Source organism: Mesorhizobium sp. UC74_2 (assembly GCF_042701485.1).
GTDB lineage: Bacteria > Pseudomonadota > Alphaproteobacteria > Rhizobiales > Rhizobiaceae > Mesorhizobium.
In genome coordinates this window covers 3529637-3556522 of sequence record NZ_CP170562.1, presented here as the reverse complement: position 1 = coordinate 3556522, position 26886 = coordinate 3529637, and the positions used below count along the sequence as shown (strand labels likewise).

34 protein-coding genes are annotated in these 26886 nt (G+C 63.2%); 20 read left to right on the top strand and 14 right to left on the bottom strand.

What is annotated here, in order from left to right; genetic code table 11:
* The first annotated feature begins 40 nt into the window (after positions 1-40).
* The 4 genes from ACFJIU_RS17375 to ACFJIU_RS17360 are packed head-to-tail and all read left to right on the top strand — an operon-like array spanning position 41 to position 4094.
* A complete protein-coding gene (locus ACFJIU_RS17375) occupies positions 41-1105 on the top strand; it encodes a substrate-binding domain-containing protein (protein ID WP_379061856.1) in 1065 nt (354 codons plus the stop codon).
* Between the two features lie 41 nt (positions 1106-1146).
* On the top strand, positions 1147-2121 hold the full coding sequence (locus ACFJIU_RS17370; protein ID WP_379061854.1) for an ABC transporter permease: 975 nt from the start codon (positions 1147-1149) through the stop codon (positions 2119-2121).
* A 10-nt stretch (positions 2122-2131) separates the two neighbouring features.
* On the top strand, positions 2132-3331 hold the full coding sequence (locus ACFJIU_RS17365; RefSeq protein WP_379061852.1) for an alanine racemase: 1200 nt from the start codon (positions 2132-2134) through the stop codon (positions 3329-3331).
* Between the two features lie 10 nt (positions 3332-3341).
* Complete coding sequence (locus ACFJIU_RS17360; RefSeq protein ID WP_379061850.1) at positions 3342-4094, top strand: ATP-binding cassette domain-containing protein; 753 nt, start codon at positions 3342-3344, stop codon at positions 4092-4094.
* A 66-nt stretch (positions 4095-4160) separates the two neighbouring features.
* Here ACFJIU_RS17360 and gyrB read toward each other — a convergent pair whose 3' ends face one another.
* Positions 4161-6638: a DNA topoisomerase (ATP-hydrolyzing) subunit B gene (gene gyrB / locus ACFJIU_RS17355; protein WP_379061847.1), complete on the bottom strand. Its 2478-nt coding sequence runs from the start codon at positions 6636-6638 to the stop codon at positions 4161-4163.
* Positions 6639-7044: 406 nt separating this feature from the next.
* Between gyrB and ACFJIU_RS17350 the strand changes: the two genes are divergently transcribed.
* The 3 genes from ACFJIU_RS17350 (at position 7045) to ACFJIU_RS17340 (ending at position 9127) form a co-directional block, all read left to right on the top strand.
* Positions 7045-7272 carry a hypothetical protein gene (locus ACFJIU_RS17350; RefSeq protein WP_379061845.1) on the top strand — a complete coding sequence of 76 codons (228 nt, stop codon included), beginning with the start codon at positions 7045-7047 and terminating at the stop codon, positions 7270-7272.
* A 206-nt stretch (positions 7273-7478) separates the two neighbouring features.
* A complete protein-coding gene (locus tag ACFJIU_RS17345) occupies positions 7479-8846 on the top strand; it encodes a cytochrome P450 (protein ID WP_379061843.1) in 1368 nt (455 codons plus the stop codon).
* Entirely contained in the window at positions 8843-9127 is a 285-nt protein-coding gene (locus tag ACFJIU_RS17340; RefSeq protein WP_379061841.1) for an acylphosphatase, read from the top strand. The genes ACFJIU_RS17345 and ACFJIU_RS17340 overlap by 4 nt, the downstream gene beginning before the upstream one ends.
* A 26-nt stretch (positions 9128-9153) precedes the next feature.
* Here the strand turns inward: ACFJIU_RS17340 and ACFJIU_RS17335 are convergent, their stop codons facing one another.
* From ACFJIU_RS17335 to rsmI, 3 genes are all read right to left on the bottom strand, one after another.
* Positions 9154-9384: a DUF3297 family protein gene (locus tag ACFJIU_RS17335; protein WP_379061839.1), complete on the bottom strand. Its 231-nt coding sequence runs from the start codon at positions 9382-9384 to the stop codon at positions 9154-9156.
* Between the two features lie 111 nt (positions 9385-9495).
* Positions 9496-9873, bottom strand: a complete 378-nt coding sequence (locus tag ACFJIU_RS17330) for a YraN family protein (protein WP_379061836.1) — start codon at positions 9871-9873, stop codon at positions 9496-9498.
* Positions 9866-10768: a 16S rRNA (cytidine(1402)-2'-O)-methyltransferase gene (rsmI, locus tag ACFJIU_RS17325; protein ID WP_379061834.1), complete on the bottom strand. Its 903-nt coding sequence runs from the start codon at positions 10766-10768 to the stop codon at positions 9866-9868. Before rsmI ends, ACFJIU_RS17330 begins: the two co-directional genes overlap by 8 nt.
* Positions 10769-10898: 130 nt before the next feature.
* Between rsmI and ACFJIU_RS17320 the strand changes: the two genes are divergently transcribed.
* Entirely contained in the window at positions 10899-11081 is a 183-nt protein-coding gene (locus ACFJIU_RS17320) for a hypothetical protein (RefSeq protein WP_379061832.1), read from the top strand.
* 9 nt (positions 11082-11090) lie between these two features.
* Here the strand turns inward: ACFJIU_RS17320 and ACFJIU_RS17315 are convergent, their stop codons facing one another.
* From ACFJIU_RS17315 to rph, 5 genes are read right to left on the bottom strand one after another with little or no spacing between them, the layout of a single operon-like run.
* Positions 11091-11423 (bottom strand): low molecular weight protein tyrosine phosphatase family protein, encoded by a 333-nt coding sequence (locus ACFJIU_RS17315; RefSeq protein ID WP_379073142.1) that lies wholly within the window; start codon positions 11421-11423, stop codon positions 11091-11093.
* 6 nt (positions 11424-11429) lie between these two features.
* On the bottom strand, positions 11430-12587 hold the full coding sequence (hemW, locus tag ACFJIU_RS17310; protein WP_379061830.1) for a radical SAM family heme chaperone HemW: 1158 nt from the start codon (positions 12585-12587) through the stop codon (positions 11430-11432).
* Positions 12587-13234 (bottom strand): RdgB/HAM1 family non-canonical purine NTP pyrophosphatase, encoded by a 648-nt coding sequence (gene rdgB, locus ACFJIU_RS17305; protein WP_379061828.1) that lies wholly within the window; start codon positions 13232-13234, stop codon positions 12587-12589. The genes hemW and rdgB overlap by 1 nt, the downstream gene beginning before the upstream one ends.
* Entirely contained in the window at positions 13235-13645 is a 411-nt protein-coding gene (locus tag ACFJIU_RS17300; RefSeq protein ID WP_379073141.1) for a VOC family protein, read from the bottom strand. It abuts the gene before it with no gap.
* A gap of 6 nt (positions 13646-13651) precedes the next feature.
* The gene (gene rph / locus ACFJIU_RS17295; protein ID WP_379061826.1) at positions 13652-14368 is read right to left on the bottom strand and encodes a ribonuclease PH; all 717 of its coding nucleotides are present in this window, start codon (positions 14366-14368) and stop codon (positions 13652-13654) included.
* Between the two features lie 134 nt (positions 14369-14502).
* On the opposite strand from rph, the gene hrcA reads away from it, so the two are divergent.
* From hrcA to ACFJIU_RS17280, 3 genes are all read left to right on the top strand, one after another.
* On the top strand, positions 14503-15588 hold the full coding sequence (hrcA, locus tag ACFJIU_RS17290) for a heat-inducible transcriptional repressor HrcA (RefSeq protein WP_379061824.1): 1086 nt from the start codon (positions 14503-14505) through the stop codon (positions 15586-15588).
* Between the two features lie 31 nt (positions 15589-15619).
* The gene (locus ACFJIU_RS17285) at positions 15620-15814 is read left to right on the top strand and encodes a hypothetical protein (RefSeq protein WP_379061822.1); all 195 of its coding nucleotides are present in this window, start codon (positions 15620-15622) and stop codon (positions 15812-15814) included.
* A 77-nt stretch (positions 15815-15891) separates the two neighbouring features.
* Positions 15892-17232, top strand: coding sequence for a PQQ-dependent sugar dehydrogenase (locus ACFJIU_RS17280; protein ID WP_379061820.1), 1341 nt, complete (start codon positions 15892-15894; stop codon positions 17230-17232).
* Between the two features lie 5 nt (positions 17233-17237).
* Here the strand turns inward: ACFJIU_RS17280 and ACFJIU_RS17275 are convergent, their stop codons facing one another.
* Positions 17238-18494 carry an Hsp70 family protein gene (locus ACFJIU_RS17275; RefSeq protein ID WP_379061818.1) on the bottom strand — a complete coding sequence of 419 codons (1257 nt, stop codon included), beginning with the start codon at positions 18492-18494 and terminating at the stop codon, positions 17238-17240.
* A 308-nt stretch (positions 18495-18802) separates the two neighbouring features.
* Here ACFJIU_RS17275 and ACFJIU_RS17270 point away from each other — a divergent pair, with 308 nt between their 5' ends.
* The 3 genes from ACFJIU_RS17270 (at position 18803) to ACFJIU_RS17260 (ending at position 21348) form a co-directional block, all read left to right on the top strand.
* Positions 18803-19420: a LysE family translocator gene (locus ACFJIU_RS17270; protein ID WP_379061816.1), complete on the top strand. Its 618-nt coding sequence runs from the start codon at positions 18803-18805 to the stop codon at positions 19418-19420.
* 163 nt (positions 19421-19583) lie between these two features.
* A complete protein-coding gene (cysK, locus tag ACFJIU_RS17265; RefSeq protein WP_379061814.1) occupies positions 19584-20564 on the top strand; it encodes a cysteine synthase A in 981 nt (326 codons plus the stop codon).
* A gap of 157 nt (positions 20565-20721) precedes the next feature.
* Positions 20722-21348 carry a glutathione S-transferase family protein gene (locus tag ACFJIU_RS17260; RefSeq protein ID WP_379061813.1) on the top strand — a complete coding sequence of 209 codons (627 nt, stop codon included), beginning with the start codon at positions 20722-20724 and terminating at the stop codon, positions 21346-21348.
* A gap of 24 nt (positions 21349-21372) precedes the next feature.
* Here ACFJIU_RS17260 and ACFJIU_RS17255 read toward each other — a convergent pair whose 3' ends face one another.
* From ACFJIU_RS17255 to ACFJIU_RS17245, 3 genes are all read right to left on the bottom strand, one after another.
* On the bottom strand, positions 21373-22617 hold the full coding sequence (locus ACFJIU_RS17255; RefSeq protein ID WP_379061811.1) for an RNA polymerase sigma factor: 1245 nt from the start codon (positions 22615-22617) through the stop codon (positions 21373-21375).
* A 4-nt stretch (positions 22618-22621) separates the two neighbouring features.
* Positions 22622-22963, bottom strand: a complete 342-nt coding sequence (locus ACFJIU_RS17250; protein WP_379073140.1) for a YciI family protein — start codon at positions 22961-22963, stop codon at positions 22622-22624.
* A gap of 283 nt (positions 22964-23246) precedes the next feature.
* Positions 23247-23393, bottom strand: a complete 147-nt coding sequence (locus ACFJIU_RS17245; protein ID WP_129410768.1) for a hypothetical protein — start codon at positions 23391-23393, stop codon at positions 23247-23249.
* A gap of 343 nt (positions 23394-23736) precedes the next feature.
* On the opposite strand from ACFJIU_RS17245, the gene ACFJIU_RS17240 reads away from it, so the two are divergent.
* Positions 23737-24231 carry an SMI1/KNR4 family protein gene (locus tag ACFJIU_RS17240; protein ID WP_379061809.1) on the top strand — a complete coding sequence of 165 codons (495 nt, stop codon included), beginning with the start codon at positions 23737-23739 and terminating at the stop codon, positions 24229-24231.
* Between the two features lie 5 nt (positions 24232-24236).
* Here ACFJIU_RS17240 and ACFJIU_RS17235 read toward each other — a convergent pair whose 3' ends face one another.
* Positions 24237-24920 carry an ArsR/SmtB family transcription factor gene (locus ACFJIU_RS17235; RefSeq protein WP_379061807.1) on the bottom strand — a complete coding sequence of 228 codons (684 nt, stop codon included), beginning with the start codon at positions 24918-24920 and terminating at the stop codon, positions 24237-24239.
* Positions 24921-24988: 68 nt separating this feature from the next.
* Here ACFJIU_RS17235 and ACFJIU_RS17230 point away from each other — a divergent pair, with 68 nt between their 5' ends.
* The 5 genes from ACFJIU_RS17230 to ACFJIU_RS17210 all read left to right on the top strand — a co-directional run bounded on the left by ACFJIU_RS17230 (position 24989) and on the right by ACFJIU_RS17210 (position 26885).
* Positions 24989-25207, top strand: a complete 219-nt coding sequence (locus ACFJIU_RS17230; RefSeq protein ID WP_379061805.1) for a DUF1127 domain-containing protein — start codon at positions 24989-24991, stop codon at positions 25205-25207.
* An 82-nt stretch (positions 25208-25289) separates the two neighbouring features.
* The gene (locus tag ACFJIU_RS17225; protein ID WP_379061803.1) at positions 25290-25622 is read left to right on the top strand and encodes an NIPSNAP family protein; all 333 of its coding nucleotides are present in this window, start codon (positions 25290-25292) and stop codon (positions 25620-25622) included.
* A gap of 17 nt (positions 25623-25639) precedes the next feature.
* On the top strand, positions 25640-26356 hold the full coding sequence (locus tag ACFJIU_RS17220; RefSeq protein WP_379073139.1) for an alpha/beta hydrolase: 717 nt from the start codon (positions 25640-25642) through the stop codon (positions 26354-26356).
* The gene (locus ACFJIU_RS17215; protein ID WP_379061801.1) at positions 26317-26544 is read left to right on the top strand and encodes a hypothetical protein; all 228 of its coding nucleotides are present in this window, start codon (positions 26317-26319) and stop codon (positions 26542-26544) included. Before ACFJIU_RS17220 ends, ACFJIU_RS17215 begins: the two co-directional genes overlap by 40 nt.
* A complete protein-coding gene (locus ACFJIU_RS17210) occupies positions 26541-26885 on the top strand; it encodes an antibiotic biosynthesis monooxygenase family protein (protein WP_379061799.1) in 345 nt (114 codons plus the stop codon). Before ACFJIU_RS17215 ends, ACFJIU_RS17210 begins: the two co-directional genes overlap by 4 nt.
* Position 26886: the final 1 nt, after the last annotated feature.

Here is a 26886-nt window from a genome sequence, read left to right as displayed (position 1 = left end):
CGCAGGGCCTCTCAGCCAACCTCACCGGGGGAGAAAAACAATGTCGATGAAATTCAACAGCATTGTGCTGTTCTTGGGGCTGGCGGCGGCAACACAGGCTTTCGCCGCCGAAGGCGTAACCACGGGCCCGCATGGTGAAAAGCCGACCCCGGCAGCCAGCATGGTACTGAGCCAGGACCAGGAACAGAAGATCAGGGACGGCAAGTTCACCGCCGCGCTGGTCTGGCACGAGATGAGCGAATACACCAACGCGGTCAACCGCGGCGCCGAGGACGAGTTCAAGCGTCTCGGCATCGAGGTCGTCGCCCAGACGGATGCCGGTTTCGACGGTGCCCGCCAGAAGGCCGACGTGGAGACGGTTTTGGCCAAGAAGCCATCGATCATCGTCTCGTTGCCGGTCGATCCGGCAAGCGCGGCCAGCGTCTACGACCCGGCGCGCGCCGCCGGGGTGAAGCTGGCCTTCGTCGACAACTCGCCTGCCGGCTACGAGCATGGCAAGGACTATGTCACGATCGTCTCCGACGACCTGTTCCAGATGGGCAACAAGGCCGGCATCGCCATGGCCGAAGCGCTCGGCAGGAAAGGCAAGGTCGGCTACATCTTCCACGACGCCGATTTCTATGTCACCAACCAGCGCGACGGCGCCTTCAAGGCGACGATCGAGAAGGACTATCCCGACATGAAGATCGTCGCGGAGGCGGGAATGGCCGACCCCGCGCGCGCCGAGGAGATTGCGCAGGCGATGGTCACGCAGAACCCGGACCTCGACGGCATCTACGTCACCTGGGCGGAGCCTGCGCTCAGCGTGCTTTCCACCCTGCGCAACGCCGGCAACACCCACACCCGGATCGTCACGCTCGACCTCAACGAGCCGGCCGCACTGGATATGGTCAAGGGTGGCAACATCGCTGCGCTGGTGGCCGACGAAGCCTACGATATCGGTGTCACCGTCGCCCGCGCTGCAGCCGGCTCCCTGGTCGGCAAGGCGGCGGAACCGTTCCTGGTGGTCGACTCTCTCGCCGTGACCAAGGAAACGGTCGCCGAGGGCTGGAACAAGTCGCTCCGCAAGGACATGCCCGCGAGCATCGCGGAAGCCACGAAGTAACAAGGATGCAGGGGGCAGCCCCTGTCTTTCCCGGAGGAAGAATGATGTCCAGTGCCGACACGAGCGCTGCCGGCCAGGGTTTGGCCAGTCGCTTCAACCTGCAGCAATATGTCGTCTATCTCGGCTTCCTGGCCATTTTCCTGTTCTTCGCCGTGGTGCTGAAGGACAGTGGGTTCCTGACGGTCCGCAACCTCTCCAACATCGTGCTGCAGACAGCGCCGGCCACCATCATGGCGATCGGGCTGGTCTTCGTCATGTCGGCCGGCGAAATCGACCTTTCGATCGGTTCGACGGTCGCGGTGGCGGCATTGGCCGCAGCAGTGACGCTTGGCCAATACGGTCTTGTCGCCGGTGTCCTGGCTGGTCTCGGCGCCGGCCTGCTCGTCGGCCTGCTCAATGGCGCACTGGTCGCCTATGTCAAACTGCCGTCCTTCCTGGTGACGCTGGCGACACTGGGTCTGTTTGCCGGCGTGTCGCGCTCCATGACGGACCTGCGCTCCATCCCGGTCACCGACAGCGTCTTCACCGGCTTCTTCGGCTCGGGTGTCTTTCTCGGCATCCCGTCACTGATCTGGTGGACGGCGATCGCCGTGGCGATCGGGCATATCATCTATCGCGAGACCCGTTTCGGCGCTCACGTCCTGGCGACCGGCGACAACGCGCGCGCCGCCAGCGTGTCCGGCATCAGCGTGCCGCGCGTCCGGCTGGCCGTCATGGCGATCAGCGGCAGCCTCGCCGGCCTTGCCGGCCTGCTTTATGCCGGCCGCCTGCAGGCCGCCAAATACACCCTCGGCGAAACCGATCTGATGACCGTCATCGCTGCCGTCATCGTCGGCGGCACGCTGCTGAACGGCGGCAGGGGATCAATCATCGGCGCGCTGGTCGGCTCGCTGATGATGGGCATGCTCAACAACGGCCTCATCCTCATGGGCCTTTCGGTCTCCGACCAGATGATCGTCAGAGGCCTCATCATCCTGGCTGCAGTCGCCGTGTCGCTGCGCGAAAAGTCCCGCTGAAGGAGCGATCATGTTTCTCGACGTTCTGCGCCGCCGCAATCCGGCTTTCATCGAAGCGGCGATGGCCCTGCACCAGCAGGGGAAGATCCCGGCAAACGCCTATGTTCTCGACCTGGACACGGTCGAGCGCAACGCCCGTGTGCTGGCTGACGAGGCCACCCGGCTCGGGTTGAAAGCCTTTGCCATGACCAAGCAGGTTGGCCGTTCGAGCTCGTTTTGCCATGCAGTCAAGCGTGGCGGCATCGATCGCGCCGTCGCCGTCGACATGGCCTGCGCACGTGCGACCCACAAGGCTGGCCTGAAGCTTGGCCATCTCGGGCACCTCCAGCAGGTCGCGCGCCACGAGGCGGCGGCTGCAGCAAAGACATTCGCGCCCGACTATTGGACGGTCTTCAACGACAGCAAGGCGGAAGAGGCCGCAGTCGCCGCCAAAGCTGCCGGATACACTCAGGGTCTGCTGGCGCGCATCCGCGCCGAAGGCGACACGTTCTATCGCGGCCACGAGGGCGGTTATGATGCGGCCGACGTCACGGCGGTGGCCGATCGTCTCGACGCGCTGGACGGTGGCCGTTTCGCCGGCATCACCACATTCCCCGCGCTGCTGTTCGATCAGGCCACGCGCAAGGTCCTGCCGACGCACAATCTTTCGACCCTTGCGAAGGCGGCGGAGATCCTGGCGAAGTCCGGCCGCAAGGATATCGAAATCAATGCCCCCGGCACCACTTCGGCCGTGATGTTGCAGGCCCTTGCGGATGCCGGTGCGACGCAATGCGAACCGGGCAATGGCCTGCACGGCACCACTGCGTTGCATGTGATGGAAGATCTGCCGGAACTGCCGGCGGTGCTTTATCTCACCGAAGTGTCGCATCTTGCCGGTGGCAAGGCTTATTGTCTGGGCGGCGGTTTCTACATCGACCCGATCTTCCCGGATTACGACGTGAAAGCCCTGGTCGGTGCCGAGCCCACGGTGGCGGCCATCGCACTGCGCAGCGTCGAGGTGCCTCCACCCTCTGCGATCGACTATTACGCGATGATCGACGCCACCGGCTCGTCCGCGCCCAAACCCGGCGACACGGCGGTTTTCGGCTTCCGTGGCCAGGCTTTCGTCACCCGTGCCTTCGTCGTCGGTGTCTCCGGCATTTCGACGGGCCAGCCGAAGGTCGAGACCATCGAAAACGGGTTTGGTGCGACGGCCGACTGGCCCGTCTAGGAGTGATGTCATGAATACGACTGAGGCAAACGCACCGGTACTCAAGCTGCAGGACATCCACAAGATGTTCAGCGGCATCACCGCGATCGAGAATTTCTCGCTCGAAGTCTATCCGGGCGAGATCGTGGCCCTGGTCGGGGACAATGGCGCCGGCAAATCGACGCTGATCAAGATCATCTCTGGCGTCCATTCACCGACCTCGGGCACGATCTCCATCGAGGGCGAGACGGTGACGATGTCCAACGCCACTATGGCGCGGTCGCATGGCATCGAGGTGGTCTATCAGGATCTCGCTCTCGCCGACCAGCAGAGCGTCTACATGAACATGTTCCTGGGTCGGGAGCCGGTGAACGGTCTCGGCCTGCTGGACAGGCGCCGCATGATCGCCGAGACCGAAAGCCTGGTGAAGGAACTCGACGTACGCATTCCTTCCGCGCACGCCACCATTCGCGACCTGTCAGGCGGCCAGCGCCAGGGCGTGGCGATCGCCCGCGCCACGCACTGGGCAAGCAAGCTGATCCTGCTCGATGAACCGACAGCCGCACTGGGCGTCGCTGAAACCGCCAAGGTCGAGGAGATCGTCCTGTCGCTGAAGCGGCGCAACATCGGTGTGCTGATCATCAGCCACAGCCTCGATCAGGTCTTCCGGCTCTCCGACCGTATCTGCGTGCTGCGTCGCGGCAAGCAGATCGGCGTGCGCGAGACGGCCAACACCGACAAGAACGAGATCATCGCCATGATCACCGGCCTGCAGCAGCAATAGCGCGGAGCGAGCATCGACAGCAGCTGACGCGCCGTCGGAACGCGTCAGCGAGGCAGTGCAGGTGGCTTAGATGTCCAGATTGGCCACGCTCAGCGCGTTTTCCTGGATGAATTCGCGGCGCGGCTCCACTTCGTCACCCATCAGTCTCGCGAACAGCGAGTCCGCGTCGGTGGCGTCGTTGACCTTGACCTGCAGCAGCGAGCGCACGTTCGGATCGAGCGTCGTCTCCCACAGCTGCTCGGCGTTCATCTCACCGAGTCCTTTGTAACGCTGCATGGTCAGGCCCTTCCTGCCGGCCGCGAAGATCGCGTCAAGCAGAGCGAGCGGGCCGGAAATCATCTCCAAGGTCTCGCGGCGACGCAGTTGCGGCGGCTCGGAATAGACTTCGGCGAGGCGGGCGGCGTAACGATCGAGCTGACGTGCATCGGCAGAGTTGATCAGGCCCATGTCGAGTTGCACCACTTCACGCACACCGCGCACGGTGCGTTCGAACACATAGCCGCCGGTACCATCGTTGGACGTCGATGTGCGCCCCTGCCAGCCACGCTCGGTGTCCTCGGCGATGACGTCGAGCCGCCTTGCTATCGTTTCGGCCATGGCGTTGGCGCGACCGAGATCGCTGAAGACAGCGGGATTCAGGCCGCCGGCGATCGCCGCCTGTTCAACCACGCTGCGGTTGTAGCGTGTGTGCAGGCCGTTTATCAGCTGGCGCACACCCAGTGCGTCGGTCACGGCGGAAGCCAGATCCTGACCGGTGCGGACTTCTCCGGATGACAGGGTGAGCGAGGCATCCTCGAGACCGGAGGAAATCAGGAATTCCTCGAAGGCACCTTCGTTCTTGATGTATTGCGAACTCTTGCCGCGGCTGACCTTATAAAGCGGTGGCTGCGCGATATAGAGATGGCCGCGCTCGATCAGTTCCGGCATCTGCCGGAAGAAGAAGGTGAGCAGCAGCGTGCGGATGTGAGCACCGTCGACGTCGGCGTCCGACATGATGATGATCTTGTGGTAGCGCAGCTTGTCGGCGTTGAATTCGTCCTTGCCGATCGAGGTGCCGAGCGCGGTGATCAGCGTGCCGATCATGTCGGACGACAGCATGCGGTCGAAACGCGCGCGCTCGACATTGAGGATCTTGCCGCGCAGCGGCAGGATCGCCTGGTTCTGTCGGGAGCGGCCGCTCTTGGCCGAGCCACCTGCCGAGTCACCCTCGACGATGAAGATTTCTGACTTGGCCGGATCGCGTTCCTGGCAGTCGGCAAGCTTGCCGGGCAGGGAAGTGATGTCGAGCACGCCCTTGCGGCGGGTCAGTTCGCGCGCCTTGCGGGCAGCCTCCCGGGCGGCGGCGGCTTCCACGACCTTGCCGATCAGCGTCCTGGCCTCGGAAGGATGTTCCTCCAGCCATGTGCCGAGCGCCTCGTTGACGAGGCTTTCCACGACCGGACGCACTTCCGAGGATACCAGCTTGTCCTTGGTCTGCGACGAGAATTTAGGATCCGGCACCTTCACCGAAAGCACGGCGGTCAGGCCTTCGCGACAATCGTCGCCGGTCAGCGTCACCTTTTCTTTCTTGGTCAGCCCCGACGTGTCGGCATAGCCTGTCACCTGGCGCGTCAGCGCGCCACGGAAGCCGGCCAGATGGGTGCCGCCATCGCGCTGCGGGATGTTGTTGGTGAAGGCCAGCACATTCTCGTGGTAGCTGTCGTTCCACCACATCGCGACTTCCACGGTGATGCCGTCGCGTTCGTTCTTGATGGCGATCGGCTTCTCGATCAGCGACTTCTTGGACCGGTCGAGATATTTGACGAACTCTTCCAGACCGCCTTCATAGTGCAGTTCCTGCGTCTTGACGTCGGCATGGCGCTTGTCGGTCAGGACGATGCGCACGCCGGAGTTCAGGAAAGCAAGCTCACGCAACCGGTGTTCCAGCGTGCCGTAGTCGAACTCGGTCACGCCCTTGAAGGTGTCCGAAGACGGCAGGAAGGTGATTTCCGAACCGCTGCGGCCCTCATAGGTGCCGGCCAGTTTTTCCTGCACATAGGTGCCGGTCACCTTCAGCGGTGCATCGGCATCGCCATGGGTGAAGCTCATTTCGTGGATCTTGCCGTCACGGCGAACCCTGATGCGCAGCCACACGGACAGCGCGTTGACCACCGAGACGCCGACGCCGTGCAGGCCGCCGGACACCTTGTAGGAGTTCTGGTCGAACTTCCCGCCGGCATGCAGCTGGGTCATGATGACTTCGGCCGCGGATACGCCTTCGGTCGGGTGCAGGTCGGTCGGAATGCCGCGGCCGTTGTCGATCACCGTGCACGAACCGTCCGGATTAAGCGTCACCGTCACCAGGTCTGCATGGCCGGCCAAAGCCTCGTCGATGGCGTTGTCGACCACTTCATAGACCATATGGTGCAGGCCTGAGCCGTCGTCGGTATCGCCGATATACATGCCGGGGCGCTTGCGCACGGCATCCAGGCCTTTGAGAACCTTGATGGAATCGGCGCCATACTCGGCGCTGCCGCCGTTGGCGTTGTCGCTCTGATCGCTCATGAAAACCTGTTCGTTCGATACCGTTCTGAAAGGCGCAGGAAGCGCCCGAATCGTGCTCGTCCTGAAGACACAGATATAGGGGTAAAAGGCGGTTTTTCCAAGGTTTGCAGGGTGCTTGGGCGGGGATAACGAGGGGCCGCTGAAACGGGGCCGATCTGGAGTGGGGCAATTGGCGCGTTCACCGCCCGAACGCCTCGTCAAGGCCTGTTCTCAACATGTCGAGACCCCAGCAGCCACGGTCCACGGCCAGGCAGATGGTCTACGCAGGACGATGTGCATTGGACACGGTGACACGTATTGGATATTCAGCCGCGTCATCGTATGATGAAATTCTGGCGATCTTGATCGGGGCGTCGCTGGCTACAAACAACTACTGGGCTTCCGACCCACGTGCAGGGAGTGAGTGATGGTGATCTCCCATTCGTCGACTGGGGTAGCGTATCCTGACGACCTCAAGTTGCTCAAGGACATCTACGACGACATCTGCACCCAGCGTGGCCTCGCACGAGGCAGCGTGGCAGCGGAGAATTTGGCTCGTGCAGCCATGGATCTGTTCTCACAGGGCGTTTTCGACGAAGCCGATATCCGCGAGAGCCTGAAGTTCTTTCTGGAGCGGAAGGAACTGAAGAATTAGGCACGGCGTTGCGCTCGCCGAGCCGATTCATGCAAATGTGGCCGGGCACTCAGCCAGGCGCGCGGATTTTGTCCTCAACCTCCTGCGGGTAGAGTGGCGCCGGCCCGTACAAGGTACAAAATCGATCGTTGGCCCGGTGTCGCCGTTGCGCCGCATGGACGCCGCTATTGGCGCCCACTACATTGTGACCAGTCACGGAAGACGTCATGGACACAAAGCCAGCCCCCTTCGTTCCGCCGGCGCCGAAGCCGCGCACCGTGCCGCCCTCGACGCTCGAGATGATGCGCATCGTCTACCGAAATCCGCTCGAGCTCTGGGGCGAGCCCTCCTATAACGAGCCGTGGATTTCGGTGACAGGTGTCGGTGGGCCTTTGGTCGTCGCCAACGATCCGGCGCTGATCCGCCACGTACTGGTCGACAACGCCAGGAACTACAAGATGGCGACGGTGCGCCAGAAGATCCTGCGCCCCATCCTGCGCGACGGCCTGCTCACCGCCGAGGGCGATGTTTGGAAGCGTTCGCGCAAGGCGATGGCGCCGGTGTTCACGCCGCGCCACATCTTCGGTTTCGCTGCTCCGATGCTGAAGCGCACCAACGAGTTCGTCGATCGCTACGTGGATGGCTCGGTCACCGATGTCGCTCACGACATGACGATGCTGACCTACGAGATTCTGGCCGAGACCCTGTTTTCGAACGAGATTGCCGGCGAGCCGGGCAGTTTCGCCAGCCAGATCGACCGTCTGTTCGAGACCATGGGCCGGGTGGATCCGCTCGACCTGCTGCGCGCGCCGGACTGGCTGCCGAGGCTTACCCGCATCCGCGGCCGCAAGTCGCTGGCCTATTTCCGCAACATCGTCAGCAACACCGTGCTCATGCGCGAGGATCGCCTGAAGCGCGATCCAGACGGTGTGCCGCAGGACTTTCTCACCCTTCTGCTCAAGGCCGAAGGTCCGGACGGGCTGACCCGCGCCGAGGTCGAGGACAACATCATCACTTTCATCGGCGCCGGCCACGAAACTACGGCACGGGCGCTCGGCTGGACGCTGTATTGCCTGGCCGAGGCGCCATGGGAGCGGGAGCCGGTGGAGGCCGAGATCGACGCCGTTCTCGCGCGTGAACCAGACCCGACCAAATGGCTGGACGCCATGCCGCTCACACGCGCGGTGTTCGAGGAGGCTTTGCGTCTCTACCCACCGGCGCCGTCGATCAACCGCGAGCCGATCGAGCCGGAGACGTTCAACGGGCTCTACATTCCGCCGCGCGCCGCCGTGCTGGTGATGCCCTGGGTGGTGCATCGACATCGCAAGCTGTGGGATCGGCCCGATGCCTTCCTGCCGGAGCGTTTCCACCCCGGAAATCGGGAAAAGATGGATCGGTTCCAATACCTCCCATTCGGCGCGGGGCCGCGCGTCTGCATCGGGGCAAGCTTCGCCATGCAGGAGGCGATCATCGCGCTCGCCATGCTTCTGTCGCGCTTTCGCTTCGATACGGTGGCCGAGACAAAACCATGGCCGGTGCAGAAACTGACCACCCAGCCCGAAGGCGGCCTGCCGATGCGGGTAACGAAGCGATGAACGCAGGCGGCAGAGCGGTGTTCGTACGCATCGCAGGCCGCGTTCAGGGTGTCGGTTTTCGTGCGTGGACCCAACGCAGGGCTGTAAGCCTCGGCTTGCGCGGCTGGGTGCGCAACGAGCCGGACGGCGCTGTCAGCGCCTTGGTTGCGGGGCCAAACGAAGCCGTGGCCGAGATGCTCAAGGCCTTCTGGCAAGGACCATCCGGCGCTGACGTCCGGAGTGTCGAGCCAAAACCCGCCGAATTCTCGGACGCTCCGGCGGATTTCGACATCACCGGTTGATCCGCGATCCGGCGGCCTGGCTTAGCTCAGGGCTTCGCGAAGGGTTCGACCGTGCCCTTGAGCTTGATGGTGATCGGCTGGCCGAAGCGGTCTTTCGACTTGCCGGCGGGTGCGCGGATCCAGCCTTCGCTGACGCAGTATTCGCTGACGTCATCGCGTTCGCGCCCGTTGAACAGGATGCCGACCCCGCGCTCCAGCACCTCGGCGTCGAAAAAGGGGCTGCGTGGGTCGTTGCTCAAGCGGTCGGGAAAGCTCATCGATTGCTCCACTGGCATGGTGGCTGCGGCAAGGCAGCGCAAATTCACGGTTTGGAAGCGCTGTTAAGGGCATTTTCCATGCCGGTAAAGACCTGATGCCAGAGCGTTGCTCTATCGGTGTCCCTGAAAGATGTTCTCGACATGCACCGGCCAGCGCCAGGGCAGAACGGCCACCATGTCGAAACGCACCGAAAGCTTGCCGAAGTCCGGCTGGCGCGACAGCCACAGATCGGCGGCGCGTTCGATACGATGCGCGGATTCGGATTGGATGGCTTCCATCGCCTCCTTCAATGTCCGCCGCGCCTTCACTTCGACGATCAGCACGAGGTCGCCGCGCCGCGCGATCAGGTCGATCTCGCCAAGCCTGGTGCGATAACGGCGGGCGAGGATGCGGTAGCCTTTGAAAGTCAGGGCGATTGCGGCGAGCCATTCGCTGCGATGGCCCCGCCGGTAGGATTTGCGTTTCCTGCTGACGGAGGCCTCAGCCACCGCTCGCTTCCTTCAGTTCGAGCAGCCTGCGGTAGAGCGCCTGTTTCTGGCCGCCGGTCATCCTGGCCGCCTCGGCCGCTGCCTTGGAGGTTGGCATTTCCGCTGCCAGCGACAGAAGCAGCCGGTCTATGTCTGCCGGACCTTCGGTTCTTGCCATCGGCGGGCCGACACAGATGACGATCTCGCCTTTCGGCGTGTCGGCGGCTGCATAGTGCATAGCAAGCTCGGCCAGTGTGCCCGGCCGCATTTCCTCGAACGTCTTGGTCAGTTCGCGCCCGATCGCAGCCTGGCGGGTCCCGCCCAGCACCTCGGTCATTGCGTTCAGCGTTTCAGCCAGCCGCCGCGGCGACTCGAAAAAGATCAAAGTCGCCGGTATGCCCTTCAGTTCTTCCAGGCGCGTCTGGCGCTGGCCGGTCTTGGCCGGCAGGAAGCCTGCGAACAGGAACGTATCGGAGGGCAGACCGGACGCGGTCAGCGCGGCCAGTGGCGCTGAAGGGCCGGGTATCGGCACCACGCGGATGCCACGCTCGATCGCTTCTCCGACCAGCCGGTAGCCGGGATCAGAGACCAGCGGCGTGCCGGCATCCGAAATCAGCGCGACGCTTTGTCCCTGTTCGAGGGCCGCAATCAATTTTGGACCAGCCTCCGCGGCATTGTGCTCGTGGTAGGCGGTGGTGCGGCGCCGGATGCCGTAACGCTCCAGAAGCACGCGCGAAACACGCGTATCCTCGCAGGCGACGAGATCGGCCGAGGCCAGCGTTTCCAAGGCGCGCAGAGTGATGTCGGCCAGGTTGCCGATCGGCGTGGCGACCAGATAGAGCGCCGCTTCGAGCGGCCGGGCAGTGAGCTCCGTCTGCCCGATCATATAGGTCTTCCTGGTTGTTTCGCCGTTCATGCGCCCTCCGGTGAACCTTGTTTGGCACGGGTGGCCAAGACTTGCAAAAGTCGCGCGCCGCCACACCTTTGCCACAGGGCCGCAGCACACAAAGCGCGGCGGAATTCAAGGGTGATTCTGGAAGCACACGATGCCCAATCATTTCGATGCCTGCATGTCCCAGCTGGAAGCGCGCAGCGCACGCGAGACAGGTTCTTCCCAATCCTCCGGCGATGAAAACGGCGATCACCGTCATGGCAAGGACGAGCTGAAGACGGGTCGCGAACTCTTCGCTGAAAAAGATCGCGTGAAGGCCCCCAAGCATCACGCGTAGGCTGCAACGCTATCTCGCCGGGCCGAGATAGCGCGAAACCCTGGTTTCTAGCAGCCGCACCAGCGTCGGATCCATGAACTCGTAGTCGTCGGGAATGTCGAGACAGATCACACGGGCATTTTTTGCCTGAGCCCGATACTTCCGCATCAATTTGTTGCGATGGGATTTTTCCATCACGAAGATGATGTCGGCCCATGACACCAGTTCGGGTGTCAGCGGATTTTCGGCATCGTTGTTTGTGCCCGCAGAGGAGACTTCGAGGTCTTCGCGGGTCGAGAAGATCTGCTCGGCGGTCGGGCTGCGCAACCGGTTCTGGCTGCAGACGAAGAGAACCCTCTTGATAGGCATCTATCGCGCCAGGTCCGCGACCACTGCATCCAGCACAATCATGCCGGCAGGGGTGGCACGCAGGCGCGAATTGCCGATCGAGGCGACCAGCCCCTCCTCCTGCAGGATCGAGAGCCGACCCGAGGGCAGGGCCCGGCCCGAATACTGCTCGTAGCGGGCAAGATCGATGCCCTCAGCGAGGCGCAGCCCCATCAGCAGGAATTCGTCGGCTTCTTCCGAACGGGTGAGGATTTCACCTCCAGTGACGCCGTGGCCCTTGGATTCGACGAGATCCAGCCAGGTTTCAGGTACCTTCTCCGCCACCGTTACCACGCGTGTGGCCTTTTCGACGAAGCGGCCGTGCGCGCCTGGCCCAACACCGACATACTCGCCATAACGCCAGTAAGTCAGGTTGTGCCGGCTTTCGGCGCCTGGCTTGGCGTGGTTGGAGATTTCATAGGCCGGCAGGCCGCGCGCCGCAGTGATTTCCTGCGTCAGCTGATAGAGATCGGCAGCGTGGTCGCCATCCGGGATCTCGAACTTCTTGGCCGCATGCAGCTTGTAGAAAGGCGTGCCTTCCTCGATCGTCAGCTGATAGAGCGACAGATGGTCGGCCGCGTGGCCGATCGCTTGTTCGAGTTCCGCTTCCCAGGCCTCCGGCGTCTGGCCGGGGCGGGCATAGATCAGGTCGAAGGAAAGCCGCGGGAAGATCTCGCGGGCTAGTCCGATCGCATGCAGCGCTTCTTCGACATTGTGCAGCCGGCCCAGAAATTTGAGATCGCTGTCGTTCAAGGCCTGCACACCCAGCGAAACGCGGTTGACGCCGGCGGTACGATAACCACGGAAGCGTTCGGCCTCGACGGAAGAGGGGTTGGCCTCAAGCGTCACTTCAATGCCTGCCGGCACCGTCCAGTACCTGGCCACGGCGTCGAGAACGGCACCGACCGTTTCGGGTTTCATCAGCGATGGCGTACCGCCGCCAAGGAAAATGCTCGTTACCTCGCGCGGACCGGTACGCTCCCGCATCGAGGCAAGCTCGGCCTCAAAGGCGCGCGTATAGCGCTCCTGGTCCACCGGCTGGTGCCGGACATGGCTGTTGAAGTCGCAGTAAGGGCATTTGGCCGCGCAGAACGGCCAATGGATGTAGACGCCGAAGCCGGGCGACCGATCCAGCAGCATCAGGCCGAACCCAGCCTTGCGCGGGCGAACTTCTGGAAGGCGCGGGCGCGGTGCGACAGTGCCTCCGCCTGCCCGGGTTTCCAGCCGTGTTTCTGCTCGGCGGTCATTTCGCCGAAGGTCTTGTCGTGGCCGTCGGGCCGGAACACCGGGTCGTAGCCGAAGCCGAGTGCGCCGCGCGGCGGCCACACCAGGATGCCTTCCGCTTCCCCGCGATAATATTCGGCTTCTCCATCAGGGAAGGCGAGGCAAATGACGGCAACGAAACGTCCCGTGCGCTGGGCCGGCTCTGTAGCTTTCACTTCCTGGAGCGCATCTTCGGTCTTCTGCATCGCCATGCCGAAGTCGCGGCTGCCGTCGGCCTTCTCGGCCCAGTTGGCGGTATAGACACCGGGCGCTCCGTCAAGCGCGTCGACGCACAGCCCGGAATCGTCCGAAAGCGCCGGCAGGCCGGTCGCCTGTGCTGCGGCAAGTGCCTTGATGTAGGCGTTCTGCTCGAAGGTGGTACCGGTCTCGTCGGGTTCCGGCAGGCCGTATTCCTTGGCCGATTTCGCCTCGAAGCCGAAAGGCGCCATCAGGTCGGCGAATTCCTTCAGCTTGCCGGCGTTGTGGCTGGCGACGACGATCTTCTTTCCATCGAGCGAATGCATCTACAGCTTCCAGATTTTCGGTTCGGCGAATTCCAGCGAATTGCCGGAGGGGTCGCGCAGATAAATGGAGCGGCCGCCCTGCGGCCATTCGAATTCGGCTTCGATGACCACGCCATGCGCCGTCAGATGGACTTTCCAGCGATCCAGTTCTTCGGCATTGGCCGAGAAACACAAATGTCCTTGCCCGGCCGTGCCATGCGGCGGAACCGGCAACCGGGCATCGGGTGTCGGCGGATGCCTTGTCGCCTCCGCGTTGAACAGCAGCAGTACGCCCTGTCCGCAGCGAAAGAACACATGCCGGCCAGCTACCTTGCCGATGCGCTCCAGGCCGATGATATCGGCATAGAACGCTTCCGCCGCCTCCAGGTCGATGACGTAGAGCGCGGATTCAAGGATGGCGGCAGGCTGCATCACGCCTCAGGCCACCGCCATCTGCTGCAACGACACCAGCCGGGAAATGCCCTTCTTGGCCAGCGCCATCAGCGCCGAGAACTGCTCTTCCGAGAAAGGCTCGCCTTCCGCCGTGCCCTGGATTTCGACGATACCGCCCTTGCCGGTCATGACGAAATTCGCATCGGTGCCGGCCGAGGAATCCTCAAGATAGTCGAGGTCGATGACCGGCTGGCCGTCATGGATGCCGCAGGAAATGGCAGCGACATGGTCCTTCAGAACCTTGTCCAGCTTCACCATCTGGCGTGCCTCCATCCAGCGAAGGCAGTCATAGAGCGCCACCCAGCCGCCGGTGATGGAAGCCGTGCGGGTGCCGCCATCGGCCTGGATGACGTCGCAGTCGACGGTGATCTGCACTTCGCCGAGCGCCTGCATGTCCACGACAGCGCGCAGGCTGCGGCCGATCAGGCGCTGGATTTCCAGCGTGCGGCCGCCTTGCTTGCCCGCGGAAGCCTCCCGGCGCATGCGGTCGCCGGTCGAACGCGGCAGCATGCCGTATTCGGCCGTCACCCAGCCCTTGCCGGAGTTGCGCATCCAGCCCGGTACCTTCTCCTCCAGGCTCGCCGTGCACAGCACATGCGTGTCGCCGAATTTCACCAGGCAGGAGCCTTCGGCGTGCTTGGAAACGCCGCGCTCGAAGGAGATCGCACGCATTTCATCTGGCTGGCGTTTGGAAGGGCGCATCAAAGCTCTTTCTTCTTGGTTTTGGAGTCGTGGCCGGCTTGTAGCCCCATGCAGGATCGGGCGCAAAGGAAAACGGGTCGCTTGCGTCGCCCCGGTTGCAATCTATATCCTTGGCCCTGGAGATCTTGTGCCCGATGACCAAACCCATCGTCGATCCGATCATGCAATCGCCGGCCTTCCAGCCGCTCGACATACGCTCGCGCGACATCTTCCGGCGCATCGTCGAATCCTATCTGAGGGATGGTGAGCCGGTTGGCTCACGCTCCTTGTCACGCATTCTGCCTTCGTCGCTGTCACCGGCAACGATCCGCAATGTGATGAGTGACCTGGAGCATCTCGGCCTGATCTACGCACCGCACATTTCCGCCGGACGGCTGCCGACCCAGCAGGGCCTGCGTTTCTTCGTCGATGCGTTCATGGAGTTCGGTGATCTCACCGACGACGAACGCCGTTCCATCGAGACGCAGGTGAAGGCTTCGGGCGAGGGCATGTCGCTCGAACATATGCTGACCGAGGCCAGCCAGATGCTGTCGGGCATGTCGCGTGGCGCCGGGCTGGTCCTGGCCGCAAAGGCCGAAGTGGCGCTGAAGCACATTGAATTCATCCAGCTGGAGCCGGGCAAGGCCCTGGCGGTGCTGGTTTCCCAGGGCGGCGATGTCGAAAACCGCGTCATCGACCTGCCGGCCGGCATCACGCTGTCGCAATTGCACGAGGCCTCGAATTTCCTCAACGCCCATATCCGTGGCCGCACGCTTGCCGAAGCGCGCGGAGAGATTTCCCGGCTGAAGGAAGAAACACGTACCGCGCTCGATGCGCTGTCGCAGGATCTGGTCGAGAAAGGTCTCGCAATCTGGGCCGGCACCGAGAGTGGCCTGCCGGCTCGCCTCATCGTGCGCGGACGCGCCAATCTGCTCGAGAATGTCACTGCCCAGGCAGACATCGAACTGCTCAAGCGTCTGTTCGAGGATATGGAGGCGCAGGACGGGCTGATCCAGTTGCTCGACCTCGCCGAACAGGGATCGGGCGTGCGTATCTTCATCGGCTCGGAAAACAAGCTGTTTTCGCTGTCGGGCTCGTCTTTGGTGGTCGCCCCTTATCGTGACAAGGATGCGCGCGTGGTCGGCGCCCTCGGTGTCATCGGTCCGACGCGTCTCAACTATGCCCGGATTGTGCCGATGGTGGACTATACGGCGCAGCTGATTTCGCGCATGCTGCGATAGCCGCTGAGATTGCCAGCCAGGAGGGAACACCATGGCGCTGGAAGAGATCAAAGCCCGGATCAGCCTGCTTCTGCAGGAGATGGTCAACCAGCCGGAAGACGAGCACGAGATCCAGGAACAGTTGCGCGAGAAGTTCTCGGAGCTGCGCGCGCTTGGCCTGCCGCTGCCCGCTGATCTTGTCGAACTGGAACGGCGGCTCGAAGCCGGTTTCGGTGCTGAAGCCTAGCACCTTTTCACGCTCAGTTGTGATGCGCCGATGCGTCTCCCGTCCTATCTTCCACTCGGTGGGCGAAGGAGGATGATGTGAAACGCGCCGTTGCAGCCTTGCTGGTTCCGTTCTTCGTTGCCCCTGTGCCTCTGGCTTTTGCCCAGCAATCCGAGGTCCTGAAAGGGGAGGCAGCCTTTGGCGGCTGGCGCGCCGACAAACCTGGCACCCAGCGCCTGCTGACACCGCAGGATCTGCCGAAACCCTATATTTCAGATTCCGCCTCGAACAGTCCCGGTGAGGTGCGGCGGCCAAAGAACGTGGAGCCGAAGCTGCCGGCCGGTTTTTCGGCCGAACTGATCGCTTCGGGCATCAGCAATCCGCGCGCCGTACGCGTCGCGCCGAACGGTGACATCTTCGTCGCCGACAGCCGCGCTGACCAGGTTCGGCTCTACCGGCCCGGCGATGGTGCCGGCAAGCCTGCCGAAGAAACCATCTACGCCAGGGGCTTGAGTTCACCCTATGGCATCGCCTTCCACCCGCTGGACGAGCCCCGTTGGGTCTATGTTGCCAACACCGACAGCATCGTGCGTTTTGCCTACAAGGCCGGCGACCTGAAGGCTTCTGGAAAGCCCGAAACCGTTGTCGCGGACATTCCCGACGGCGGTCACTGGACCCGCGACATCGCTTTTTCGCCAGACGGCAAGACGCTTTATCTGTCTGTGGGATCAGCCTCCAATGTTGCCGAAGAGCTTGGTGATCCTCCTGGTGGCCCCAAGGCGTGGGCCGCCAGCGAGCCGCTTGGGGCGGCGTGGGGGTATGAACGTGGCCGCGCGGCCGTCTTTGCCTTCGATCCGGACGGCAATAACCGCCGGACCGTTGCCACCGGCTTGCGCAACTGCTCAGGGCTCACCGTCCAGCCTGCAACCGGCCAGCCCTGGTGTGTGGTCAACGAGCGCGACGCTCTGGGCGACAATCTTCCTTTCGAATACGCGACTTCGGTGAAGCAGGGCGCCTTCTACGGCTGGCCCTGGTATTACATCGGCAACAATGAGGACCCGCGTCATGCCGGCACCCGCCCCGATCTCGCCGGCAAGGTGACGGTGCCGGATGTTCTGATGCAGGCGCATTCGGCGCCGCTCGGCATCGCCTTCTACGAAGGCGCGCAGTTCCCGGCGGAGTACAAGGGCGACGCCTTTGTCGCCCTGCATGGCTCCTGGAACCGTGGCATGCCGACCGGCTACAAGGTGGTGAGGCTCTTGTTCAAGGACGGCAAGCCGACCGGCGTCTATGAGGACTTCATGACCGGCTTTGTCATCTCCGACGATGCCGTCTGGGGACGGCCAGTCGGCGTGGCCGTCGCCCGGGATGGTGCGCTGATCGTGACCGAGGACGGCAGCGGCACGGTCTGGCGTGTCTCATACAAACGCAAGACTTAGAACGCTCAGCCGAATTTGCGCCGCGCGTCGAGCGCGAGGCCGAGCCCGACCGAACCGAAGGCGTCACCCTGCACAACCTTGGCATCCGGCACCAGGGCCAGGATGCTGCGTCGGGCCAGTGGGATGGCGGTCGAGCCGCCGGTCAGGAACACGGCCGTGATATCCGACGGCTTCACGCCTGCATCGGCCAAGGTATCGGCGACCGTCTGCGTGACGCGACCGACCTCGCCGCGGATGGTGTTCTCCAGGCCTTGCTTGCTCAGAAGGGCCGAGAAGTTGGCGCCGGGCAGCGCCAGGTCGACCGTTGCTTCCTCCTGGTCGGTCAGCGCGATCTTGGCCCGCTCCACCTTGGTGGCGAGCGCATGCCCGAACCGATGCTCGACCACCTCGATGAGCCGGTCGACGAGGTCGGCCCGCGCCGCCTCATAGCGGATCTGGCGCAGGTCCAGCATGGCCTTCTGGGTGTAGAGCAGGTTGATGCGCTGCCAGGTGGCGAGATCGACGAAATAGCCTGCCGGCAGATTGCGCTTGCCATCCTTCGTCGGCGTCAGATAGCCGAGCTCAGGCATGACATGGGCGATGCTGAGCAGCCGGTCGAAGTCTGTGCCGCCGATGTGGACGCCCCGATTGGCCAGGATATCGCCCTTGCGATCCATGGCTGCCGAACGCTCCGGCGAAACCCGGACGATGGAAAAGTCCGACGTGCCGCCGCCCATGTCGACGATGAGGGCGAGTTCTTCGCGATTGAGCGTATGTTCATAGTCTAGCGCGGCGGCGATCGGCTCGAACTGGAAGTCGATATGCTTGAAGCCCTGCTTGCGTGCCGCCTTCTCCAACTGGTTCTGTGCCTCTGCGTCGGCCGCGTCGTCTTCGTCGACGAAACGAACCGGTCGGCCGAGCACCACGTTTTCCACCGGTTGCCCCGCATGGCGGTCCAGTTGTGCCTTCAGATGTGCGACGAACAGCCCAATGATGTCGGTGAAGGCGAGCGTGCGTGCCTGGATGCGCGTTTTTTCATGCGCGAGTGAAGACCCCAGCACGCTTTTCAATGCACGCATCAGCCGGCCTTCGACGCTGTCGGTGTAGTCCGCGATGGCGCGGCGTCCGAACAGGGTGCTGCCTTCCTCGAAATTGAAGAAGATCGCGGAAGGCAATGTCGCATTGCCATCCTCCAGCGCCACCAGATGCGGCCTGCCGTTCTCGATCACACCAACGGTGGAATTGGAGGTGCCGAAGTCTATGCCGCCGAAAGCCGGTCGCATCGTCTCGTCCTGGATGTTTGCGTAAAAAGGTGCGGCCTTGTCGAGGCAAGCCGCAGCGGGACCGTGCGCCTACAGGACGAGGAACGAAATGTCGATGCCTTTCAGCGCATCGGCCCGAAAATCGGAATCGATTTTCGGAAAGCACGATGCGCAGCTCAAAAGTGTTAGAGCGTCCTTTGCGCGTCCGAATGGACGCGCGGCGCTCTAAGCGTTTTCAGAAAAATGTGAGCGGCTGGACCAAGCGCTGGGCCATTTCCACCGACCCGCGGCCCATGCGATAAAGCAGTGCTGTTTCCGAGGCTTTCCCCATGACCCTTGCCGGATTTCTCGCTTATTCCGCCGCTCTCGCGGTTGCCGCAGCCATTCCCGGCCCCGGCGTGACCGCGCTGGTGGCGCGGGCACTCGGCTCCGGCTTCCGCTCGTCTCTCGCGATGTCGCTGGGGCTCGTGCTCGGCGATCTCACCTATCTCACCGCGGTTGTGCTCGGCCTTGCGCTGGTGGCACAGAGCTTCGGCATGGTGTTCCTGGTCATCAAATGGCTGGGCGTGCTCTATCTCGCCTACCTGGCCTGGAGTTTCTGGACGGCTGGTATCACGCCGGAAACGGTTGAGGCCCGTAAGGGCAGGGATGGTTTCATGCCGTCGGTGCTGGCCGGTCTTGCCGTCACGCTCGGCAACCCGAAGACCATGATCTTCTACCTGGCGATCACGCCGACCATCGTCGATCTGAAATCACTGACCTGGGCTGACTACGGCATTCTGGCCGCCATTACCGCCTTGGTGCTGCTCATCGTGCTGGTGCCCTATCTTGCGCTCGCCGCCAAGGCGCGCTGGTTCCTGCGCTCGCCGCGAGCATTGAAGGCGCTGAACCGCACGGCCGCCGGTTTCATGGTTGGTGCAGCAACGGCGATAGCCGTACGGTCATGAGGGTGTTTGCGCAAAGCTGAACCTGATTTCGAGATAATCAGGAAAACTGTTCCAGCTGCCTGTTGTTTTCAGCATGCCGCCCGCTCGGATATAGTCTGGCGGCGGCCTATCTTCCTTCGTTTAAAAGCCGCATAAGCCAGCCTCGTCTCAGGGAGCGAAATCAATGAACAAGCCTGTATCCTCCGCACGTGTTCCCGGCCGCGGCCGCATCTACAATTCGATCACCGAGACGATCGGTGATACCCCGCTGGTCCGCCTGGACAAGTTCGCGAAGGAAAAGGGCATTGTCGCCAACCTTCTGGCCAAGCTCGAATTCTTCAACCCGATCGCTTCGGTGAAGGACCGCATCGGTGTCGCCATGATCGAGGCGCTGGAGCGCGACGGCAGGATCACGCCGGGCAAGACCGTGCTGATCGAGCCGACCTCCGGCAATACCGGTATCGCGCTGGCCTTCGCCGCCGCCGCCAAGGGCTACAAGCTCATTCTCACCATGCCGGAGACGATGTCGGTCGAGCGCCGCAAGATGCTGGCGCTGCTCGGCGCCGAACTGGTGCTGACCGAAGGGCCGAAAGGCATGAAGGGGGCGATCGCCAAGGCCGATGAACTGGCGGCATCGCTGCCGGATGCGATCATTCCCCAGCAGTTCGAGAACCCGGCCAATCCCGAGATCCATCGTGAAACCACTGCCGAGGAGATCTGGAACGACACCAAGGGTGAAGTCGATATCTTCATCTCAGGTATCGGCACCGGCGGCACCATCACCGGCGTCGGCCAGGTGATCAAGGCGCGCAAGCCGTCGCTGCATGTCGTGGCCGTCGAGCCTGAAGCCTCGCCGGTGCTGTCGGGTGGACAGCCCGGCCCGCACAAGATCCAGGGCATCGGCGCAGGCTTTGCGCCGAAGATCCTCGACACCTCCATTTATGACGAGATCGTCAAGGTCTCCAACGAGGATGCCGTGGCCAATGCCCGCCTTGTCGCTCGCCTGGAAGGCGTGCCGGTCGGTATCTCCTCGGGCGCAGCGCTGCAGGCGGCGATCGTCGTCGGCTCGCGGCCGGAGAGCAAGGGCAAGAACCTGGTCGTCGTCATCCCATCCTTCGCCGAACGCTACCTGTCGACCGTGCTCTTCGAAGGGCTTGGCGCGTAAGATCATTCTCTGCTGACCAGCGGAGCGGGAAGATGTTTCCGCTCTCTGGTCCCAGTGAAAAACCTCCTGGCCTTGCCGCCGGTGGCTTGATGGCGCTGTCCTGCCAAGGTCAAATCTCGCTGGCTCGGAATCGGAGCCGGGGAGGAAACGACTGAAAATGCATAAGCTCTACACGCGCCCGGGTTCGGGCGGGTTCGTGATCGAGGCCGCGCTCAAGCTGGCCGGCGTTGCATTCGAGCAGATCGACGTGCCGAAGACGCCGGAGCCCGATCCGGAATTTCTCAAGATCAGTCCGATGCACCAGGTGCCGGTGCTGGTTCTGCCGGACGGTCATGCCGTTCCCGAGACGGCGGCAATCTCGCTTCTGCTGGCCGAGCTGCATCCCGGAAAGGGGCTCGGCCCGGTTGCCGGCGAACCGGGCAGGGCGGACTTCCTGCGCTGGATGGCGTTCATGGCGACCGCCATCTACATGGCCAACCTGCGCTACTACTACCCGCATCGTTCGACCACCGACGCTGCCGGCATCGCCGCGGTCAAGCAGGCGGCGGTTGTCGAGATGGACAAGGAGTTGGGCATTCTGGACCGCGCGCTGGCCGGGCGCGACTGGCTGGTCGGCGACCGTCGTACCATTGCCGATGTCTATATGCTGATGCTGGTGTGCTGGTATCCGGATATCGACAAGGCACGCGCGCTCTGGCCGAATGTCGAGCGGGTCTGTGCCAGCTTGCGGGCCGATCCCATGCTTGCCGCCCTCAACGGTCCGCACGAGATGTGGCCAGCCTGAACGGCCTGCGCGAAAGGCGATTGTTCAGTTCAGCAACGTCGCCTTCTTCGCGGCCAGGAACCGGCGCACCGCCTCGTCGCGTTCCAGTCCGATCGCCCGCTCATAGGCCTGTCGCGCTTCATCGGCCCGGCCGAGCTCCGCAAGCAGCCCGGCCCGCGCTGCCCAATAAGGCTGGTAGTCGTCGATGCGCCGGTCGTCCGCGACGGTATCGAGTTCGGCCAGCCCGGCTGCCGCTCCATCCGTCTCGCCGATGGCCACCGCGCGATTGATCGTCACGACCGGCGATCCGGCGACCAGGACAAGCGCATCGTAAAACTGCCTTATCGCCGCCCAGTCGGTCCTGCCGGTCAGGCGGCGGGCCACATGGACCGACTGGATCGCCGCTTCTATCTGGTAGCGACCGAGATGGGATGACCTGCCCGCGCGAGACAGCAGCGTGTCTGCTTCTTCGATCAGTCTTGCGTCCCACAGGGCCATGTCCTGGTCACTGAGTGGAACGAAGTCGCCATGCGCGCAACGGCGTGCTTCGCGCCGGGCTTCGGCGTAGAGCATCAGGGCCAGCAGCGACAGCGCTTCCGGTTCCTGCGGCAGCAATTCGGTGACCAGCCGGCACAGCCATATCGCTTCGGTCGCCAGGTTGCGGCGGCGGGTTTCGGTGCCGGCAGGATCGGTCCAGCCCTCCGCAAAGGCGGCATAGACCGCTTCGAGTACCGCCGACAGCCGCTCAGTCAGTTCCGGCAGTTCAGGGATACGAAAGGGTATACCGGCCTCCCGGATGCGGGCTTTGGCGCGCACGAGCCGCTGGCCCATCGTGGCGGGCGAGATCAGGAAGGCGGACGCGATGGTGGCGGCATCGAAACCGAGCATCGTCTGAAGGATCAGCGGCGCACGCACGCCTGGATCGATCGCCGGATGCGCGCAAGCGAAGATCAGGCCCAGGCGATCGTCCGGCAGCTTCTCGCGCATCGCCTCCTCCTCCATCTCCTCGCCGATCAGCTTGAGATGCGGCAGTGCCGCCTCGCGGGTCTGGCGTCGGCGATGCTGGTCTGTGGCCCTGCGTCGCGCCACCGCGAGAAGCCAGGCTTCCGGATGTTGCGGAACACCTGTTTTCGGCCATCTCGCCAGCGCCATGGCGAAGGCGTCGGCGAGCGCATCCTCGGCGCCGGCAACGTCGCGTGAACGCGCGGCCAGGAACGCGACAAGCTTGCCGTAGCTCTGGCGGGCGGCCGCTTCGGCCGCCGCCTGTGCCATTTCGTTGGCCGCGGCCATGTTGTCAGTGCGTCGGCCAGATCGGACGCACTTCGACAACGCCGTGGCTGGCGGCAGGGCAGCGCGCCGCCCAGGAAAGGGCCGCGTCGAGATCCGCAGCCTCGATGAGATAGAATCCGCCGAGCTGTTCCTTGGTGGTGGCGAAGGGGCCGTCCAGCACTTCGGTCTTGCCGTCGCGGATCTTCACCGTGGTGGAGACGTTGGACGGCTGCAGCCTTTGGCCCACGACCATGGCCCCGGCTTTCTCGAGCGCGGCGTTGTAGGCCATGTAGGGTTCCGACATCACGCCCTGCATTTCCGGGGTCATCCTGGCGAAAGCCGTTTCGTCGACATGGATCAAAAGCATATATTGCACGATAGTCTCCCGTGTTTTCGAAGGCCGCGTCCTTGCTGGCCGCACGAATGTCGCGCGAGCTTGCCTGATTTCGACAGGTGATGCGGAAAAATTTTGATCCCGTGCAAAAACAAAAACCGCCGGCGAGGGGCCGGCGGTTCGGAGATCGGGACAATGGACTCGTGGGGGCCTTAGGGCCGAGCCGGCATCCCCGGCCGCAATGGCCGATAGGTTGTCGTACGATGTTCGCCGGACGGACGGGCGACGCGGCTGTCGTGGCGGCTTTCCAGGGTCATCAATGGGCGCTCACGCCGAGCGCGTGGGCGCGGCGAGCGCAGGCCGGACCAGGGCCGCGCATGTAATGACGCTCGGGCCGATAGGTCGGCGCGATGAATTCGCGGATGGCGGCGGCGTAGCCCTTGAACTGGCTCCAGATGGTCATTCGTCTATTCCCTGTCCCGATTTTCGGAAGTCCCGTCCGATTGGGTGCATCCTAGCGAGAAGGCGTGAATAGTCGGTGAACGGGATGTTAATCTTCGGGCGAAACCTCTACGAATCGTGGCTGCAAAGTGGCGGATTCACGGTGTTTTGGCGCCTTTTGACGCCTTTGCGAGCGCTGTGGTTTTTGTGCCACAGGGGCTTTCGTTTGGAGCTCGAAAAAGCGCGTTCCTGTTTCGGCCCCACGCAGCGAAAACAGTGACCGATCGACACGCTGTGGGAGTTGCAAAGGAGACCGCTTCCTCACTACGCTGCAGGCATCAATCGCGATCTGCGGGAGCCTGCGAATGGAACTTTGGCGCTTTGTCGACGCCATCAATCAGGCTGGCGAGCGCCCGGCAGCACCAGCTGATCTGCAGCGGTTCGAGGAAACGACAGGGATCTTTCTTCCTGACGATTATTGCGCATTCCTGATGAGCTGTGCCGGCGGCAGATGCGTGCAAAAAGTTTCATTCGATTTCCCCAATGGCGTGTGGGCCGGATATGTGGAGGACGTCGGCGGTCTGCATAAGGATCCGCGTTACTCGCTGGAGCAGAATCGCAAATCCCCACCCTGGCCCCTTCACAAGGATCTGGTGTGGATCATGAATGACCATGGCGGCAATCCGATATGCCTGCGGTTTGATGGCGGCAATGAGGGAAAGCTCTGCCTGATCGACCATGAGCTCGCGCCGGAAGATGATGACTGGACCCTGGAGGAGGCCAGTTCCGACGATTGGGGTTATGTGCTGCCCCTGGCGTCGTCGTTCACGGAATTCGTCAGGAACCTCCGGCGCAAGTAATCAGGTTATCCTTCGAGGAATGCCTTTTCGAAAGCTTGACGTCCCTTGGGCGAGAAGGTGACGACGCGGCTGTCCTTTTCGCGGCGCGCCCACTTCTCGGCGAGGATCTTGTCAAGGATCGCTGCGCCCAACTGACCCGCCAGGTGTGAACGGCGCACGCTCCAGTCGAGGCAGTCGCGGCAGACCGGTCGACGCGAGGGGCCAAGCTTCTCCACGTCGATGCCTACGGCGGTGAAATGTGAATGGCCGTTCGGGCCGAGACGGATTTCCTGGCCGTCGCGCACAAGGATGTCGCGGGCGAGGAAGGTATCCATCATCTTCACCGCGTGTTCGCCGGCGAGGTGGTCGTAGCAGACGCGGGCCTCGCGCATCGCGGGTTCACGCGGGCCGGGGCGTGCGCGCTTCGGCCCGAAACCCGCCGCTACACCCATGATGGCTTCCAGCATGGAGGCCACCTGGGGGCCGGCCAGGCCGTAGTAGCGGTGGCGGCCCTGGGACGCGACGGTGAGCAAGCCACCCTCTATCAGCTTGGCCAGGTGCGACGATGCCGTCGGCAGGCTCACACCACCCTCCAGCGCCAACTCGCTCGCTGTCAGCGCGGAACCTGTCATCAGTGCCGTCAGCATGTTGGCGCGGGCGGGATCGCCAACGAGGCTGGCGATACGGGCGATATCCGGTCCGTCTTTCATAGTTCGATCTCCATCAAAGCATTGCCGCAAGAAAAGCACTAATCTGTAGGCAGTTCAAGGAGACGACGATGACCAGCCTGTTTCGCCCCGTTTATGCCGACGCCGGCTATGCCCGCTTCCGCTTCCGCCGCATCTTGGACGGGCTGCGGCGGCAGCTGATGTGCAATTATGACCGCTATCTGCAGCGGCTCGACCTCGCAGAGCTCGACACATGGCAACTTACCGATCTCGGCCTGACGCCCGAGGATGTAAGGCGCGAATGCGCAGAGTCGTTCTGGCGGTTGTGACCACACCGTCAGTCTAGTCCCCATTTTCAACCGATGTTTCGATGCCGATCGAAATGTCGATGCCCATGCCGAGGAGACGATCATGACCATCACCTGCTTCATCCGCTACGAGATCGACCCGTTCAAGAAGGCGGCGTTCGAAGAATATGCCCGTAACTGGGGGCAGGCCATTCCGCGCTGTGGCGCGGACCTGATCGGCTATTTCGCGCCGCATGAAGGCTCGGCCACGACAGCCTATGCGCTCTACAACATCGACAGCCTGGCGGCCTACGAAGCCTATCGGGCCCGTCTTGCCGCCGATACTGCCGGCAAGGCCAATTTTGAGTTCGCCCGGCGCGAGAACTTCATCCGCAAGGAGGACCGGATTTTCCTGAAGCTGGCGTCCGCGCCGCATGCGGCTTTGGTGAAACCGTGACATCGGATCAGGTCACGATGCTCGATGGACGCACCGGCGAGCCTCGATTGCTGGTCAGGCGCGCTGCCTCGTCAGGACCGAGCGTCATCTATGTCCATGGTGCAACGTTTCCATCGGCGCTGTCGGTGGCATACCGGTTTCACGGTCATTCCTGGATGGACGATCTGCACCGGCGTGGTTTTGACGCATGGGCGTTCGATTTTGTCGGCTATGGTGGGTCCGACCGTCCGGCCTGTTTTTCACGCTCGCCGGTTGACAGGCCGCCGGGAGGCCGCGCGCCGTGGGCCAGCCGGCAGCTGGCCCGCGTCGTCGCTCATGTGCTGGCCACCACCGGAAGGTCGCGGGTTTCGCTGCTTGCCCATTCATGGGGTACTCTCGTCGCGGGGCTCTATGCGACGAAGCAGCCGCAGAACCTGGATCGCCTTGTCCTGTTCGGGCCCATCGCCCGTCGGGAAGCTGCAGGCCATGCGAAAGTCAATGTCCCGGGTTGGCGGCTGGTATCGATAGCCGATCAGCTGGCGCGTTTTGTCGAAGACGTGCCCGTGGGGCATCCGCCAGTTCTGATCGAACCTGAACTCGCATGGTGGGGCCTGAATATCTTGCCACCGATGCCGGCAGTGCCGCGCGCATGCCGCCTGCGGTCAAGATCCCGAGCGGTCCTGTGGCTGACATTGCCGCAGCCTGGAGCGGTCGGATGGCCTATGATCCCGAGCGGATCAAAGTGCCGACGCTGATCGTGCGTGGTGCCTGGGATGGCGTTTCGAACGATGCGGATGCTGCCTGGCTGATCGCGCGCTTGGGGAGCCTGATCAAGCTCGATCGCAAACTCCCCAAGGGCACCCATCTGATGCATCTCGAAACTGGCCGTGCGGCACTGTTTGAAACGGCTGGGCGCTTCCTTGCAGGAGAAACGAACCCATGATTGCTGTTATTTTCGAAGTGACGCCGGCAGAGGGCAAGCGTGGCGCTTATCTCGGCATCGCAGCCGATCTGCGGCCATTGCTCGACGGCATGGACGGTTTCATCTCCATCGAGCGCTTCCAGAGTTTGACCGATCCGGCGCGCGTCCTGTCGCTCTCGTTCTGGCGTGACGAGGAGGCGGTGAGACAATGGCGCAACAGCGAGGATCACCGGCAGGCCCAGAAGGCCGGACGCGCAGGTATCTTCTCGGATTACCGCCTGCGCATCGCCCATGTGGTCCGCGACTATGGCATGTTCGACCGTGCCGAAGTGCCGGCCGACAGCCAGAAGGCGCACGGTTGAT